We start from the raw sequence: 14,117 nt of genomic DNA on the forward strand, positions 1-14,117 counted from the left end.
TAGGTGAATGCCAAACGAAGCATTCCGAACGGAGGACGCATGTTCACCCGCGAAAGCCCGTCGAAAGGCCCCAATTCGCCCCGCGTGGTCGGGTTCTACGAGAAGCCCTCGGGCAGCATCCAGTACGTCGTGATCGACGAGGCCACGAAGAAGGCCGCGCTGATCGACGTGGTGCTCGGCTTCACGCCGTCGGAGGCGCGCACCGACACCGCCGCCGCGCAAGAGATCCTCGACTTCGTGAAGGCCGAGGGGCTGACGGTCGAGTGGATCCTCGACACCCACCCGCACGCCGACCACCTGATGGCCTCGGCCTGGCTCAAGGAGCAGCTCGGCGCGCCGACGGCGATCGGCACGAAGGTGCGCGACATCGCGAAGCTCTGGGAGGGGTTCTACAACACGCCCGGCGCCCTCGACCCGGACCGGGACTTCGACCGCCTCTTCGCCGACGGCGAGACCTTCATGCTCGGCGATCTGCCGGTGCGCGTGATGCTCTCGCCCGGGCACACGCTCGGCTCGATTACCTACGTGGTGGGCGACGACGCGGCCTTCGTGCACGACACCCTGATGCATGTGGACGCGGGCACGACGCGCGCCGACTTCCCCGGCGGCTCGGCCTCGGAGCTCTACGATTCGCTCATGGCGATCCTCGCCCTGCCGGACGAGACGCGGCTCTTCGTCGGCCACGACTACCCGCCCGTCGGCGACCGCACCGACCCGGCGTGGGAGGCGACGGTCGCCGAGCACAAGGCGCACAACAAGCACCTCGGCGGCGGCACGCCCCGCGAGGACTTCGTGAAGATCCGCGAGGAGCGCGACGCGACGCTCTCGCTGCCGGACCGCATGCTCTACGCGCTGCAGGTCAACCTGCGCGGCGGGCGCTTGCCGGAGGCCGAGGACGACGGCAAGAGTTACTTCAAGATTCCCGCCAACACCTTCTGAGGAGCATGCGATGAAGACGGAGCACGTGGGCGACGCCACCTTCGAAACCTGGACGCCGGAGGAGGTCCACGCGGCCTGCCGCAAGGGCGAGATCGTCGTGATCGACGTGCGCACGCCGCAGGAATACATGTTCGAGCACGTCGAGGGCGCGCTCCTGATGCCGATGCCCTTCTTCGACCCCGAGATGCTGCCGGGCCAGACCGACAAGCGCATCGTGCTGCACTGCGGCTCGGGCGTGCGGAGCGAGAAGATGGCGCGGCTCGCCATGGAGAAGGGCCTCGGCCGCATCGCGCACATGGAGGGCGGCTTCGCCGCGTGGAAGGAGAAGAAGCTCCCCTACATGGGCACCGACATGGCCTCCGGCGCGCCCAAGCGGGTGGAGCCCTGAGCGGCCGACGGGCCGCGACGCCCCGGACGACCGGACAGGAAAAGGCCCGGGCGGCGCACCGCCCGGGCCTCTTTTTTTGTCGCATCAGGGCCGGATCAGGCCGAGCCGCCCCGCGAGAACTCGGGGTAGGCTTCCATGCCGAGCTCGGACGTGTCGAGGCCGTTGACCTCGGATTCCTCGTCGACGCGGATGCCCATCACGGCCTTCAGGATCAGCCAGACGATCAGCGACAGCACGAAGCTCGCGCCGATGATGCCGACCATGCCGAGGATCTGCGGCCCGATCGAGGAGGTGCCGGTCAGCACCACCGCGAAGGTGCCCCAGATGCCGGCGAAGCCGTGCACCGGGATGGCGCCCACCACGTCGTCGATCTTGAACTTGTCGAGCATCGGCACCGTCAGCACCACGATCACGCCGCCCACGGCGCCGATGATCCCGGCGAGGAACAGCGAGGGCGCCAGCGGCTCGGCGGTGATCGAGACGAGGCCCGCGAGCGCGCCGTTGAGCACCATGGTCAGGTCGACCTTGCCGTACATCACCTGCGTCAGGATCAGCGCGGCGACGGCGCCCGAAGCCGCGGCCATGTTGGTGTTCGAGAAGATGCGGCTCACGTCGGCCACGTCGCCCACCGACCCCATGGCGAGCTGCGAGCCGCCGTTGAAGCCGAACCAGCCGAGCCACAGGATGAACATGCCGAGCGTCGCGAGCGCGAGGTTGGAGCCCGGCATCGGGTGCACCTTGCCGTCCTTGTCGTACTTGCCCTTGCGCGGGCCGAGCACGATCGCCCCGGCGAGCGCCGCGGCCGCGCCGCAGGCGTGCACGACGGTCGAGCCGGCGAAGTCGGAGAAGCCCGCCTCGGCAAGCCAGCCGCCGCCCCACTGCCACGAGGCCGTGAGCGGGTAGATGAAGCCCGTCAGCACGATCGTGAAGATCAGGAAGGGCCAGAGCTTGATCCGCTCGGCCAGCGCGCCCGACACGATCGAGGCGGTGGCGGCGCAGAACATCAGCTGGAAGATGTAGTCCGACCCGGTCGAGGCGTAGGAGGCGTCGTCGGCCTCGGCCAGCGTCACGCCCACCGGCTCCAGCACGGCCCAGGCCGGGAAGAGCCCCGAGAACCAGCCCTCGATCGCCCAGTCGCCGAGCGGATACATCAGGTTGTAGCCGATCAGCCAGTAGAAGATCGCGGCGAGCGAGAAGAGCCCGACGTTCTTCGTCATCTGCATGGTGACGTTCTTCGAGCGCACGAGCCCGCCCTCGAGCATGGCGAAGCCCGCGGCCATGAAGAACACCAGGAAGCCGCCGATCAGGAAAAGAAGCGAGTTCATGATCCAGACGAATTCGTCGGTCGCCAGCGGCGGCGCCGCCTCGTCCTGGGCCAGGGCGAGCGCCGGCAGCGCCGTCAGCATCCCCGCCAAGGCAAGCGTTTTCGTGAGTTTCATCTTGCGTTTCCCCTCTCTTGTCGCTTGCGCGGCGCTCAGAGCGCGTCCGCGTCGGTCTCGCCCGTGCGCACGCGCACGGCCTGTTGCAGGTCGAGGACGAAGATCTTGCCGTCGCCGATCTTGCCCGTGCGCGCGGTCTTGGAGACGGTCTCGACCACCTGGTCGGCCATCGCGTCCTCGACGGCGATTTCCAGCTTGATCTTGGGCACGAAGTTCACGGCATATTCCGCGCCGCGGTAGATCTCCGTGTGGCCGGACTGCGATCCGAAGCCCTTGATCTCGGTCACCATCATGCCGCGGACGCCGATGGACGTCAGGGCTTCCCGGACCTCCTCCAGCTTGAACGGCTTGATTGTCGCTACGATCAGTTTCACCAGCACCCCCTTGGCTTGGACAGGCCCGCGCCTGCGACTGTGCACCTGCAGCAAAGGACAGCGACCGGGGCCCGGGAAAGCGCAGCGCGACGCCGCGCGCGCATCCGGCGGCTCATTCGCATAATTTTTGTGCGCTCAATATTTTTCGACTATTTTTTAATCACACATGAATCGTGCACGACGCCACGCGGCGCTCTACACGCGGGCGCGCAGCGGATACTCTGGGCAAAAATGACGAAGGCGAGGCGAGCAGAGCGATGAGCAGGAAAGGGCGGACGCCCCCGCGGCTGACGGCGACGCGCGGCGCGCCGGGCCGTCCGCGCAGCGGACCAGCGCGAGGCCGCGCACCCGACGCGCCCGGCAAGCGCAAACCCGCGCGCCGAACGACGCCGCCGCCCCGGCGCGGCGGGCCGGTTCGCGGCGCGCTGCGCGTCGTCCGGCGGATCGTCTGGGGCTTCGTCTGGCGCGTGAGCCTCGTCGTCGCGCTGATGATCGCGGGCGGCGTCGCCTATTACTACTCCACCCTTCCCGCCTTCGAGGAGCTGCTCGACGGCCGCCCGCGCGGCTCGGTCACGATGCTCGACCGCGAGGGCGAGATCTTCGCCTGGCGCGGCGCGCAGTTCGGCGGCGCGGTGACCGCCGGCAGCGTCTCGCCCCACCTCAGGAACGCGGTGATCGCCACCGAGGACAAGCGCTTCCACCTGCATCCCGGCGTGGATCCGATCGGCATCGCGGGCGCGATCCGCATCAACCTTTCCGAGGGGCGCGGCCCGCTCGAAGGGCACGGCGGCTCGACCATCACGCAGCAGACGGCGAAGCTCCTCTGTCTCGGGAACCGCTTCGACCCGGCCCGCCACGAGAGCGAACGCGCATTCGAGGCCGCCTGCCGCGAGACGACGCTCTGGCGCAAGCTGCGCGAGGCGCTCTACGCGCTGGCGATGGAGATCGAATACTCCAAGGACGAGATCCTCTCGATCTACCTCAACCGCGCCTACATGGGCGGCGGCGCCTACGGGGCGGAGGCGGCGGCGCAGCGCTTCTTCGGCAAGCCCGCGGCGCTCGTCGATCCGGCCGAGGCGGCGATGCTCGCGGGGCTCCTCACCGCGCCCACGGCGCTCGCGCCGACGAACAACCTTCAGCGCTCCCGCGACCGGGCGGCGGTGGTCCTGCGGCTGATGGAGGCGCAGGGCTACCTCACCGAGGCCGAGGCGGCGGCGGCCCGCGCCGAGCCGGCCGGCCTGTCGGACGCCGCGGAGGCGCGCGCCGGCGGCTACTTCGCCGACTGGCTCATGGCCTCGACGCCCGAGTACCTCACCCGCGACACGACCGAGGACGTGGTGATCCGCACCACGCTGGACCGCGATATCCAGCGGGCCGCGGAGGAGGCACTGACGCAGGTCTTCGAGGAGAAGGTCCGCGAGGGCTCGGAGGCGCAGGCCGCCATCGTGGTGATGAGCGCCGACGGCGCCGTGCGCGGGATGGTCGGCGGCCGGGCGCTGCGCGTCTCCGGCGTGTTCAACCGCGCCACGCAGGCCGAGCGGCAGACGGGCTCGGCCTTCAAGCCCTTCGTCTACGCCACCGCGCTGGAGCTCGGCTGGACACCCGGCGACGTTGTGGTGGACGAGCCGATTACCCTCGACATCCCGGGCTCGGGGCCGTGGTCGCCCACCAACTACACCGACGATTTCGCCGGACCGGTGACGCTGACCGAGGCGCTGGCGCGCTCGCTCAACATCCCCGCGGTCAAGGTCTCCGAGCGCGTGGGCCGCGAGAAGGTGCGCCGCGTCGCGGCCGATTTCGGGCTGGAGAGCGACCTCGCCGCCGGGCCGGCGCTCGCCCTCGGCGCGTCCGAATCGACCCTGCTGGAGATGACGGGCGCCTACGCCGGCATCCTGAACGGCGGCTCCTCCGTCGCGCCCTACGGCATCACCGACCTCAGGCTGAAGGGCGACGACACCGCCCTTCTCGACAACTCGGGCGGCATCGGCGAGCGCGTGATCCGCGAGGCGGCCGCGCGCCAACTGATCTACATGATGGAAAAGGTGGTGAGCGAGGGCACCGGCGGGCGCGCGCGACTGCCCGACCGCGAGGCCGCCGGCAAGACCGGCACCACGCAGGCCGCACGCGACGCGTGGTTCGTGGGCTTCACCGCCGATTACGTCGCCGGCGTCTGGATGGGCTACGACGACAACACGCCGCTCACCGGCGTCACCGGCGGCGGGCTGCCGGCCGAGATCTGGCGCGAGACGATGGCGCGCGTGCACGCCGACCTGCCGCCCCGCCCGCTGCCGATGCTGCGCCCGGCGCCGCCCGCGGAGCCGCGCGCGCGGAGCGGAAGCCCGGCCGAGACGGTCCTCGACCGGGTGCTGCAGGAGCTCGTCGGCGGCGGCCGGCGCTGAGTCTCAGCCCATCGTGCGCAGATCGGCGATCAGCCGGTCGAGGTCGCGCCCGCGCCGGTCGAGCATCGCGCCGATCTCCTCCCGCTCGGTCAGCAGCATGTTCACGCCCTCGATGAACATGTTGAAGAACCGCGGCTCGCCGGAGCGGTCCGAGACTTGGAAATCCACGAAGAAGGGATCCTCCCCGCGCAGATAGGCGGTGGTGCGCACCTGGTAGTAGCTCTTGATCCGGCGCACGCCCTCCATCTCGAGGCGGCCGCCGATGAAGTCGCGGAAGCGGGCTCCGTACTTGCGCGCGATGTAGCCGCGGAAGGCGTCGATGTAGGCGCGCTTCTGCGCGTCGGTCGCCGCGCGCCCGTCGACGCCGAGCGTGTAGAGCGCGACCGTGGGCACATCCGCGTAAGTGGCGAAGATGCGCTCGAAGTCGCGATACATGGCCGCCTCGGGCTTGCCGGAGGCGATCACGGCGTTGATGTCGTCCACGAGCGACTGCACCAGGTCGCGCGCCTGCGCCTCGGTCAGGGCCTGCGCCGCACGCGGCGCGAGCGCCAGCGCCGCGCCTCCGGCGAGCGCGGCGAGCGTGCCGCGCCGGGTCAGATCATTCGCCATAGAGGTCCTCGTAGGGATCGGTGAAATCGGCCTCCGACGGCGCCGCGTCCTCGCCCGCGAGCTCGAACCGCCGGTTCTGAAGGTAAATGAGCCGGGTCTGCGCGTAGCTGTCCGCGCTGTCGTAGAGAACCGAATCGACCGCGCCGCCGTAGCGGCCCCGCTCGATCACGCGCCCCGCTAGCCGGGCGGCCGCGGCGGCGCGGCGCTGCTCCGTGGAGAGCACGGAGCCCAGCGGATCGGTGAAGATGTCCACGACGCGCCCGGCCGTGCGCCGCTCGGTCGAGGGGCCGAGGAGCGGCAGCTCCTGGTAGGCGCCTTCCGGCACGCCCCAGACGTAGAGCGTCTCGCCGAAATCCGTGTCGTCCGGCGCGAGCCCCATGTCGCCGGCCACGTCGAAGAGACCGCCGAAGCCCAGCGTCGTGTTGAGCGTGAAGCGCAGGGCATTGCGCCCGGCGCGGCGCAGATCGCCCTGCAACAGCCGGTTCACCGCCTGCTGCGGCGCACCGAGGTTCTCGCCGAAGTTGACGACCACGACGGCGAGGTCCGAGGGTTCCGCCTCCGGGTCGCCCCGGAAGCTGCGCGAGACGGGGCGCAGCACCGCGCGGTCGACCCCGCGATTGAAGTCGTGAACCGCCCGGTTCTGCGCCTCGTAGGGGTCATGGACAGGCCCCGCGTCCTCCGGCGCCACGGAACAGCCCGCCAGCGCGAGCAGGGCGGCGACGAGCGTGGCGGCCGCCACGCTCCGGCGTTCGTGTCTGGCGTCTCGGGTCACGGCCTCGCCTCGCGGATGGATCAGGGATTCGTCGCGGTCCGAGACATAGCAGCCCCTGCGCCGAATGCCACGCGACAGCCGCGTGATCGGGCGCGCGATCGGGCGCGCGATCGGGGCGCCGCAGGGCGGGCCGCTTCGCCTTTCCCCCGCCGGCGCGACGCTGTAGCCTCTGCGCCGCGACATTTCGGACGAGGGAGGCGCGGATGGCCGGACACACGGCGCGACTGAAGGATCTTGGGATCGAGCTGCCGGAGGCGAGCGCCCCGGCAGCGAATTACGTGCCCTACGTCGAGGCGGGCGGGCTGCTCTACGTCTCGGGGCAGATCTCGATGGACGCCGAGGGCGCGCTCATCACCGGCAAGCTCGGCGCCGATCTCGACACGCCCGCGGGCGCGGAGGCGGCGAAGCGCTGCGCGCTGATGCTTCTGGCGCAGGTGCGCGCGGCCTGCGGCGGCGATCTCGACCGGATGACGCGGGTCGTGAAGCTCACGGGCTTCGTCAACTCCACCCCCGATTTCACCGAGCAGCCCAAGGTGATCAACGGGGCGTCGGATTTCCTCGTCGAAGCGCTGGGCGAGGCGGGGCGGCACGCGCGCTCGGCGGTCTCGGCCGGGTCGCTGCCCCTCGGCGTCGCGGTGGAGATCGAGGGCATCTTCGAGATCGCATGACGCATCTCCCGCCCGAGTTCCTGCGCCGCCCCGTCGCGCACCGCGCGCGGCACGGCGCAGGTCGCCCCGAGAACAGCCGCGCCGCGGTGCGCGCGGCGGTCGCGGCCGGCTACGCCATCGAGATCGACCTGCAACGCGCGGCCGACGGCGTGGCGATGGTCTTTCACGATTACGACCTCGACCGGCTGACGGAGGCGACGGGCGCCCTCGGCGCGCAGAGCGCCGCGGCGCTCGGGGCGATCCCACTTTCGGGCGGCGACGGCGAGGGCATCCCGCGCTTTTCCGAGGTGCTGGAGATCGTCGACGGGCGCGTGCCGCTCCTCGTCGAGATCAAGGATCAGGACGGCGCGATGGGCGGGCGGGTCGGCGCACTGGAGGAGGCCGCGGCGCGCGACCTCGCAGGCTACGCGGGTCCGGTGGCGGTGATGTCCTTCAACCCCCATTCGGTCGCCGCCATGGCCGAACACGCGCCGGAGGTGCCGCGCGGGCTGACCACCGCCGCCTTCGACCCGCATTACTGGGCGCATCTGCCCGAGGCGACGCGCGCGCACCTGCGCGAGATCCCGGATTTCGAGCGCACCGGCGCCGCCTTCGTCAGCCATCAGGCGAACGATCTCGACCGCCCGCGCGTGGCCGCGCTCAGGGCGCGCGGCGTGCCAGTCCTCTGCTGGACGATCCGCTCGGAGGCGGACGAGCGCGCGGCGCGGCGGCTGGCCGACAACGTCACCTTCGAGGGCTACGCCGCGGCCCTTCCGGCTTGATCCCGTCCCTGCGCAGCCCAGATTGTGCGGGGCGCGACGGAGGCGGGATGCGCGACGAGACCATCGAGATCAGCACCCTCAAGAGCCTCGGCGAGATTTCCGCCGCGGACTGGGACGCCTGCGCCTGCCCCGAGGCAGCCGACGGCGGCCGCCCGAACGACCCCTTCACCACGCATCGCTTCCTCAAGGCGCTGGAGGACAGCGGCTCGGTCGGTCCCGGCACGGGCTGGGAGCCGCACTACCTCACCGCACGGCGCGGCGACGAGGTGATCGCGGTCGCGCCGCTCTACGCCAAGGGCCACAGCCAGGGCGAATACATTTTCGATCACAAATGGGCGCACGCCTACGAGCGCGCGGGCGGGCGCTATTACCCGAAGCTGCAGATCGCCGTCCCCTTCACCCCGGCGACCGGCCGGCGCCTGCTGGTCCGGCCGGGGCACGAGGACGCCGGCCGCGCCGCGCTGCTGCAGGGCGCGACGCAGATCGCCGCCGACGCGGGGCTGAGCTCGGTGCACGTCACCTTCTGCACGGGCGAGGAGGCCGAGGCGGGCGCCGCCGCCGGCATGCTCCACCGCGTGACCGAGCAGTTTCACTGGCAGAACCGCGGCTACGCCGACTTCGACGCCTTCCTCGCCGATCTCTCCTCGCGCAAGCGCAAGACGATCCGCAAGGAGCGGCGGGAGGCCAACGCCTTCGGCGGCGAAATCCGCATGCTCACGGGCGACGACCTGCGCCCCGCGCACTGGGAGGCGTTCTGGACCTTCTATCAGGACACCGGCGCGCGGAAATGGGGCCGGCCCTACCTGACGCGCGCCTTCTTCGACCTCGCGCAGGAGCGGCTGCGCGACGACATCCTGCTGGTGATGGCCGAGCGCGGGGGCGACTGGATCGCCGGCGCGATGAACCTCGTCGGGCGCGAGACGCTCTACGGCCGCTACTGGGGCTGCACCGAGCATCACCCCTGCCTGCACTTCGAGGCCTGTTACTACCGCGCCATCGACTTCGCCATCGCGCACGGTCTCGCCCGGGTCGAGGCCGGCGCGCAGGGCGAGCACAAGCTGGCGCGCGGCTACCTGCCGGCCGAGATCCACTCGCTGCACTGGATGGCCGAGCCAGGCTTCGCCGAGGCGGTGAGCCGCTACCTCGAGGCCGAGCGGCGCGCGGTGGAGCAGGACATCGAGGTGCTCACGGCCTACGGGCCCTTCCGGAAAGCCAACGTGGAGGAACGCGAATGACCGAACTTCTGAGCGAAACCGGGCGCGAGACGATGCTGGCGCCGCTCTTCGAGGCGGGCTGGACCATGGTCGAGGGGCGCGACGCGATCACCAAGACCTATCAGTTCGACAATTTCGTGGAGGCCTTCGGCTTCATGACGCGCGCCGCGCTCTGGGCCGAGAAATGGGACCACCACCCGGAGTGGTTCAACGTCTACAAGACGGTGGAGGTGACGCTCTCCACCCACGACGCCGGCGGGCTCTCGGCGCTCGACGCCAAGCTCGCCCGCAAGATGGACCAGCTCGCGGGCTGATCGGGGGCTCGGTCGCGCCCGTGCGGGCGCTTCTCGCGAGGAGCCCCGCCGAGGGGCGACCGAGCGCACCGCTCAGAGCGCCTCGAGGATCGCCTCGCCCGCCGAGACGTCGCAGGCGCCGGGATCGTCCTCGACGTTCAGGTGGGTGACCTTGCCGTCCTCCACGACCATCGCGTAGCGCTTCGACCGCCCCATGAGGCCCACGACCGGCGCGTCGAACTGCATGCCGACGGCGCGGGTGAATTCGCTCTGCGGGTCGGCGAGCAGGGTGATGCCGGCCTCGCTCGCGCCGGAGGCGTCGCCCCAGGCGTCCATCACGAAGGGATCGTTGACCGAGACGCAGATCACCTCGTCGACGCCCTTGGCCTCCAGATCGCTCTTCGTGCGCACGAAGCTCGGCACATGGGCCGAATGGCAGGTGGGCGTGAAGGCCCCCGGCACGGCGAAGATCACCACCTTGCGGCCCTTCACCTTGTCCTGAAGCTCGACGGGCGCGGGCCCCTCGGCCCCCATCGCCAGAAGCGTCGCCCCGGGCAGCGTGTCGCCGACTGAAATCATCGTCGTCTCCCTCGTCGCGGAATTGTCTTTCGCACTCGGTCCCATATAGGCTCCGCCCCGGGCCGCGGCCAACGAAAAGGGGACGCCGGGATGGAGCATGTGGTCGTCGTGGGCGCCGGACAGGCCGGCGCCGCGCTGGTGGCGAAACTGCGCGCGGAGGGCTACGCCGGCCGGCTGACCCTGATCGGGGAGGAGCACGCGCCGCCCTACCAGCGCCCGCCGCTCTCGAAGAAATACCTCCTCGGCGAGATGGAGCTGGAGCGGCTCTACCTCCGCCCCGAAAGCTTCTACGCCGAGAACGGCATCGAGCTCCTGCGCGACACGACCGCCGTCTCCATCGACCGGGCCGACCGCCGCGTGATCGCGGGCGGCGCCGCGCTGCCCTACGACGCGCTCGCGCTCTGCACGGGCGCCGTGCCGCGCCGCCTGCCCGGCGCGATCGGCGGCGAGCTGCCGGACGTGCATGTCGTGCGCACGCTGGCCGACGTGGACGCGATGGCCCCCGCGATCCGCCCCGGCGCGCGCGCCCTCGTCGTGGGCGGCGGCTACATCGGGCTCGAGGCGGCCGCCGTCTGCCGCACCGCGGGCATGGAGGTCACCCTCGTCGAGGCGGCGCCGCGCATCCTCGGCCGCGTCGCCGCGCACGAGACCGCCGACCGGATCCGCGACCTGCACGCCGCGCGCGGCGTCACCATCCACGAGGGCACGGGGCTCGAGCGGCTCACGGGCGACGCGCGGGTCACCGGCGCGGTCCTCTCCGACGGCACGGAGATCGCCGCCGATCTCGTCATCGTCGGCATCGGCATCACGCCCGCCACCGCGCTCGCCGAGGCCGCCGGCCTCGAGATCGAGAACGGCATCCGCGCCGACGCGCTCGGGCGCACCTCCGACCCGGCGATCTGGACCGCCGGCGACTGCGCGAGCTTTCCCTGGCGCGGCGGGCGCATCCGGCTCGAAAGCGTGCAGAACGCCATCGACCAGGCCGAGGCGGTGGCGCGCAACATGCTCGGCGCCGAGGCGCCCTACGACCCCACCCCGTGGTTCTGGTCCGACCAGTACGACATGAAGCTCCAGATCGCCGGGCTCAACGCCGGATACGACCGCGTCGTGGTGCGCCCCGGCGCGACCGGGGCCTCCGCCTCTCACTGGTACTACGCGGGCGAGCGGCTCCTCGCCGTGGACGCGCTGAACGCGCCGCGCGACTACATGGTGGGCAAGCGCCTGATCGAGGCCGGCCGCTCCCCCGACCCGGCCGCGCTCGCCGATCCGGCGACCGACCTCAAGGCGCTGCTCGCGGGATGAGGATCGTCGGCGGCGCCTGGCGCGGCCGCGCGCTCGCCGGGCCGGGCGCGGCCGGGGGCCTGCGCCCGACGCAGGACCGCGTGCGCGAGAGCCTCTTCAACGTGCTCGCCGGCGGGCGCTTCGGCGACGCGGTGACCGGCGCGCGGGTGCTCGATCTCTTCGCGGGCACCGGCGCGCTCGCGCTGGAGGCGCTCTCGCGCGGCGCGGCGGAGGCCGTCCTCGTGGACGACGGCCGCGCCGCGGCGCGCCTCATCGCCGAGAACATCCGCGCCTGCCACGCCGCCGACCGCACCCGCCACCTCCGCCGCGACGCCCGCCGCCCCGGCCCCTGCCCCGAGGCGCCCTTCGACCTCGTGTTCCTCGACCCGCCCTACGGCAAATCCCTCGGCGAGGCCGCCCTCGCCGCCGCGCAAGCAGGCGGCTGGATCGCCCCCGGCGCCCTCGTCGTCTGGGAGGAAAGCGCCCCCGTCACCCCGCCCGCGGGCCTCGCCCTGCGCGACACCCGCCGCTACGGCGACACCACCCTCGCCTTTCTCGAGGCCAGCGCCTGACGGCCTTTCCCGTCACCGCCCCGCCCGCGCCGCGGGCCGCGGCAAGCGCGCGCCCCGCCCCGGACCGGCCGCGCCCATCATCTTGGCCCAAATACTCTCGGGGGGTGAATTGGCCGTCAGGCCAAGAGGGGGGCAAACAGCCCCCCTCCTCCGCCGGCCACCCGTAGCCGCCTCAGGCGTTCGTTGGCACGATCCGCACCTCGACGCGGCGGTTGAGCTGCCGGCCCTCGGGCGTCAGGTTGCTCGCCACCGGCTGCGCCTCGCCGGCGCCGCGCGTGACGACGCGGGCGGGCTGCACGCCCGCGCCGAGCAGCACACCGGCCACGGCGCCCGCGCGGCGCTCCGAGAGGCGCTGGTTGTAGCTCGCCTCGCCCGTGTTGTCTGTGTGGCCCGTGACGCTCACCCGCGTGCCCGGGTAGCGCTGCAGGCTCGCGGCCAGCGTGCGCAGCTCCCCCTGGAAGGCGGGCTTCACCGTGGCGCTGTCCACGTCGAAGAGGATGTCGTTGGTGAAGCTGACGACCAGTTCCTCGCCGGTGTTGTCGATGCGGACGCCGTCCTGCTGAAGCTCGCGGCGGAGTTCCGCCTCCTGCCGGTCGAGGAGCGAGCCCGAGACGCCGCCCGCGATGCCGCCGAGGATCGCGCCCGCGACGGCGTTGCGGCGCCGCTCCTCCGCGTCGTCGCCGGTCAGGGCGCCGAGCGCCGCGCCGATCCCGCCGCCGATCAGAAGGCCCTGGCGGGTGTTGCGGTTCGGGTCGTCGGGCGCGGTGGCGCAGCCGGCGAGCAGGAGCGCCGCGGCGGTGCCGGCAATGATCGGTCTCTTCATCGGGTGGTCCCTTTCCTAGCGCCCCGATCGCCGGGGCGGCCACAAGTTTAATCCACCTCCCGCACGAGAAAAACCGCTATCGACCGCGCCTGCGCGACGATCCGCGCGCCGCTCATGCCTCGGCGCGCGCGGCTTCCCAGGCGAGCATGGCGCGCTTGACGGGCAGACCCCAGTGATACCCCGTCAGCCGCCCCGAGGCCGCGATCGCCCGGTGGCAGGGGATGAGCCAGGCCACCGGGTTGCGCCCCACGGCCGCGCCCGCGGCGCGCGCGCCCGCCGGGGTGCCGGCGGCGGCGGCGAGCGCGCCGTAGGTCGTCACCTGCCCCGAGGGCACGGCGAGCAGCGCCTCCCAGACCTTGATCTGGAAGGGCGCGCCGAAGACGTGGAGCGCCGGCCGTCCGCCCGGCGCGAAGGCGGCGGCGACCCAGTCGGCGACCGCCTCCGGCGCGGGCTCCAGCCGCGCCTCGGGCCAGCGCGCGGCGAGATCGGCGAAGGCGGCCGCGCGCCCCACCTCCTCGGCGAAGGCGAGGCCGCAGAGCCCGTGCTCCGTACCCATCGCCAGCACCTCGCCGAAGGGGCTCGGGAACCAGCCGTAGCGCAGCGTCAGCCCGGCGCCGCGGCGCGCATGATCGCCCGGGCGCATCGCCTCCCACCGGGGGCAAAGATCGTGCAGCCGCCCGCCGCCCGAGAGCCCGGCGGCCTCTGCCGCTTCGGCCACCGACGCCCCGGCGGCGAGGCGCGCGCGGGCGTGGCCGGGGGCGAGATACGGCAGGTAGCGCTCGGGCGAGACGCCGGCCCAGCGCGAGAAGACGCGCTGGAAATGCGCCGCGCTCATCCCGAGGCGGGCGGCGAGGTCCTCGAGCGACAGCTCCCGCTCGGCGGTGTCGATCGCGTCGAGCGCCCGGCGGATGACGTGGTAATGATATGCGTCCGCGTCGGTTTCCATGCCGCCCCCTCCCGTTGCAGTCCTGCATCGTCTAGGGTCTGTCCCGCCTGTTCGCGACCC

At 72.1% G+C, this 14,117-nt stretch carries 16 protein-coding genes; 9 read left to right on the forward strand and 7 right to left on the reverse strand.

Annotated elements, in window-relative coordinates; all coding sequences use genetic code 11:
- Window positions 1-39 precede the first annotated feature (39 nt).
- Window positions 40-939: an MBL fold metallo-hydrolase gene (locus DRV84_RS03600; RefSeq protein ID WP_115978510.1), complete on the forward strand. Its 900-nt coding sequence runs from the start codon at window positions 40-42 to the stop codon at window positions 937-939.
- Window positions 940-949: 10 nt separating this feature from the next.
- Window positions 950-1,327 carry a rhodanese-like domain-containing protein gene (locus DRV84_RS03605; RefSeq protein ID WP_115978511.1) on the forward strand — a complete coding sequence of 126 codons (378 nt, stop codon included), beginning with the start codon at window positions 950-952 and terminating at the stop codon, window positions 1,325-1,327.
- Between the two features lie 95 nt (window positions 1,328-1,422).
- Here the strand turns inward: DRV84_RS03605 and DRV84_RS03610 are convergent, their stop codons facing one another.
- Both DRV84_RS03610 and DRV84_RS03615 read right to left on the reverse strand, forming a co-directional pair.
- The gene (locus DRV84_RS03610; protein ID WP_115978512.1) at window positions 1,423-2,766 is read right to left on the reverse strand and encodes an ammonium transporter; all 1,344 of its coding nucleotides are present in this window, start codon (window positions 2,764-2,766) and stop codon (window positions 1,423-1,425) included.
- Window positions 2,767-2,801: 35 nt separating this feature from the next.
- Window positions 2,802-3,140 (reverse strand): P-II family nitrogen regulator, encoded by a 339-nt coding sequence (locus DRV84_RS03615; RefSeq protein WP_115978709.1) that lies wholly within the window; start codon window positions 3,138-3,140, stop codon window positions 2,802-2,804.
- Window positions 3,141-3,397: 257 nt separating this feature from the next.
- On the opposite strand from DRV84_RS03615, the gene DRV84_RS03620 reads away from it, so the two are divergent.
- Window positions 3,398-5,539, forward strand: a complete 2,142-nt coding sequence (locus DRV84_RS03620; RefSeq protein WP_115978513.1) for a transglycosylase domain-containing protein — start codon at window positions 3,398-3,400, stop codon at window positions 5,537-5,539.
- 3 nt (window positions 5,540-5,542) lie between these two features.
- On the opposite strand, the gene DRV84_RS03625 is transcribed toward DRV84_RS03620, so the two are convergent.
- Together DRV84_RS03625 and DRV84_RS03630 are read right to left on the reverse strand one after the other, a co-directional pair.
- On the reverse strand, window positions 5,543-6,148 hold the full coding sequence (locus DRV84_RS03625) for an MlaC/ttg2D family ABC transporter substrate-binding protein (RefSeq protein WP_192881395.1): 606 nt from the start codon (window positions 6,146-6,148) through the stop codon (window positions 5,543-5,545).
- Entirely contained in the window at window positions 6,138-6,887 is a 750-nt protein-coding gene (locus DRV84_RS03630; RefSeq protein WP_239994972.1) for an MlaA family lipoprotein, read from the reverse strand. The genes DRV84_RS03625 and DRV84_RS03630 overlap by 11 nt, the downstream gene beginning before the upstream one ends.
- Window positions 6,888-7,123: 236 nt before the next feature.
- On the opposite strand from DRV84_RS03630, the gene DRV84_RS03635 reads away from it, so the two are divergent.
- Genes DRV84_RS03635 through DRV84_RS03650 form a run of 4 tightly spaced genes read left to right on the forward strand, consistent with a single transcriptional unit; the run spans window position 7,124 to window position 9,877 of the window.
- Window positions 7,124-7,588, forward strand: coding sequence for a RidA family protein (locus DRV84_RS03635; protein WP_115978515.1), 465 nt, complete (start codon window positions 7,124-7,126; stop codon window positions 7,586-7,588).
- Entirely contained in the window at window positions 7,585-8,349 is a 765-nt protein-coding gene (locus DRV84_RS03640; protein ID WP_115978516.1) for a glycerophosphodiester phosphodiesterase family protein, read from the forward strand. Before DRV84_RS03635 ends, DRV84_RS03640 begins: the two co-directional genes overlap by 4 nt.
- A gap of 47 nt (window positions 8,350-8,396) precedes the next feature.
- Window positions 8,397-9,584 (forward strand): GNAT family N-acetyltransferase, encoded by a 1,188-nt coding sequence (locus DRV84_RS03645; RefSeq protein WP_115978517.1) that lies wholly within the window; start codon window positions 8,397-8,399, stop codon window positions 9,582-9,584.
- A complete protein-coding gene (locus tag DRV84_RS03650; RefSeq protein ID WP_115978518.1) occupies window positions 9,581-9,877 on the forward strand; it encodes a 4a-hydroxytetrahydrobiopterin dehydratase in 297 nt (98 codons plus the stop codon). The genes DRV84_RS03645 and DRV84_RS03650 overlap by 4 nt, the downstream gene beginning before the upstream one ends.
- A 72-nt stretch (window positions 9,878-9,949) precedes the next feature.
- Here DRV84_RS03650 and DRV84_RS03655 read toward each other — a convergent pair whose 3' ends face one another.
- Window positions 9,950-10,435: a peroxiredoxin gene (locus DRV84_RS03655; RefSeq protein ID WP_115978519.1), complete on the reverse strand. Its 486-nt coding sequence runs from the start codon at window positions 10,433-10,435 to the stop codon at window positions 9,950-9,952.
- Between the two features lie 90 nt (window positions 10,436-10,525).
- Between DRV84_RS03655 and DRV84_RS03660 the strand changes: the two genes are divergently transcribed.
- Window positions 10,526-11,737 (forward strand): NAD(P)/FAD-dependent oxidoreductase, encoded by a 1,212-nt coding sequence (locus DRV84_RS03660; RefSeq protein ID WP_115978520.1) that lies wholly within the window; start codon window positions 10,526-10,528, stop codon window positions 11,735-11,737.
- Window positions 11,734-12,288, forward strand: coding sequence for a 16S rRNA (guanine(966)-N(2))-methyltransferase RsmD (rsmD, locus tag DRV84_RS03665; protein WP_115978521.1), 555 nt, complete (start codon window positions 11,734-11,736; stop codon window positions 12,286-12,288). Before DRV84_RS03660 ends, rsmD begins: the two co-directional genes overlap by 4 nt.
- Window positions 12,289-12,460: 172 nt before the next feature.
- Here the strand turns inward: rsmD and DRV84_RS03670 are convergent, their stop codons facing one another.
- On the reverse strand, window positions 12,461-13,111 hold the full coding sequence (locus DRV84_RS03670; RefSeq protein WP_115978522.1) for a YiaD family glycine zipper/OmpA-like lipoprotein: 651 nt from the start codon (window positions 13,109-13,111) through the stop codon (window positions 12,461-12,463).
- A gap of 112 nt (window positions 13,112-13,223) precedes the next feature.
- On the reverse strand, window positions 13,224-14,057 hold the full coding sequence (locus DRV84_RS03675) for a bifunctional helix-turn-helix domain-containing protein/methylated-DNA--[protein]-cysteine S-methyltransferase (protein ID WP_115978523.1): 834 nt from the start codon (window positions 14,055-14,057) through the stop codon (window positions 13,224-13,226).
- Between the last annotated feature and the right edge of the window lie 60 nt (window positions 14,058-14,117).

It is taken from the genome of Rhodosalinus sediminis (genome assembly GCF_003385555.1).
Taxonomy (GTDB): domain Bacteria; phylum Pseudomonadota; class Alphaproteobacteria; order Rhodobacterales; family Rhodobacteraceae; genus Rhodosalinus; species Rhodosalinus sediminis.

Bases quoted from the DNA above. Each gene is read 5' to 3' on its own strand.
- DRV84_RS03600 (WP_115978510.1), top strand. From the start codon at position 40: ATGTTCACCCGCGAAAGCCCGTCGAAAGGCCCCAATTCGCCCCGCGTG.
- DRV84_RS03605 (WP_115978511.1), top strand. From the start codon at position 950: ATGAAGACGGAGCACGTGGGCGACGCCACCTTCGAAACCTGGACGCCG.
- DRV84_RS03610 (WP_115978512.1), bottom strand. From the start codon at position 2,766: ATGAAACTCACGAAAACGCTTGCCTTGGCGGGGATGCTGACGGCGCTG.
- DRV84_RS03620 (WP_115978513.1), top strand. From the start codon at position 3,398: ATGAGCAGGAAAGGGCGGACGCCCCCGCGGCTGACGGCGACGCGCGGC.
- DRV84_RS03625 (WP_192881395.1), bottom strand. From the start codon at position 6,148: ATGGCGAATGATCTGACCCGGCGCGGCACGCTCGCCGCGCTCGCCGGA.
- DRV84_RS03635 (WP_115978515.1), top strand. From the start codon at position 7,124: ATGGCCGGACACACGGCGCGACTGAAGGATCTTGGGATCGAGCTGCCG.
- DRV84_RS03640 (WP_115978516.1), top strand. From the start codon at position 7,585: ATGACGCATCTCCCGCCCGAGTTCCTGCGCCGCCCCGTCGCGCACCGC.
- DRV84_RS03645 (WP_115978517.1), top strand. From the start codon at position 8,397: ATGCGCGACGAGACCATCGAGATCAGCACCCTCAAGAGCCTCGGCGAG.
- DRV84_RS03650 (WP_115978518.1), top strand. From the start codon at position 9,581: ATGACCGAACTTCTGAGCGAAACCGGGCGCGAGACGATGCTGGCGCCG.
- DRV84_RS03655 (WP_115978519.1), bottom strand. From the start codon at position 10,435: ATGATTTCAGTCGGCGACACGCTGCCCGGGGCGACGCTTCTGGCGATG.
- DRV84_RS03660 (WP_115978520.1), top strand. From the start codon at position 10,526: ATGGAGCATGTGGTCGTCGTGGGCGCCGGACAGGCCGGCGCCGCGCTG.
- rsmD (WP_115978521.1), top strand. From the start codon at position 11,734: ATGAGGATCGTCGGCGGCGCCTGGCGCGGCCGCGCGCTCGCCGGGCCG.
- DRV84_RS03670 (WP_115978522.1), bottom strand. From the start codon at position 13,111: ATGAAGAGACCGATCATTGCCGGCACCGCCGCGGCGCTCCTGCTCGCC.
- DRV84_RS03675 (WP_115978523.1), bottom strand. From the start codon at position 14,057: ATGGAAACCGACGCGGACGCATATCATTACCACGTCATCCGCCGGGCG.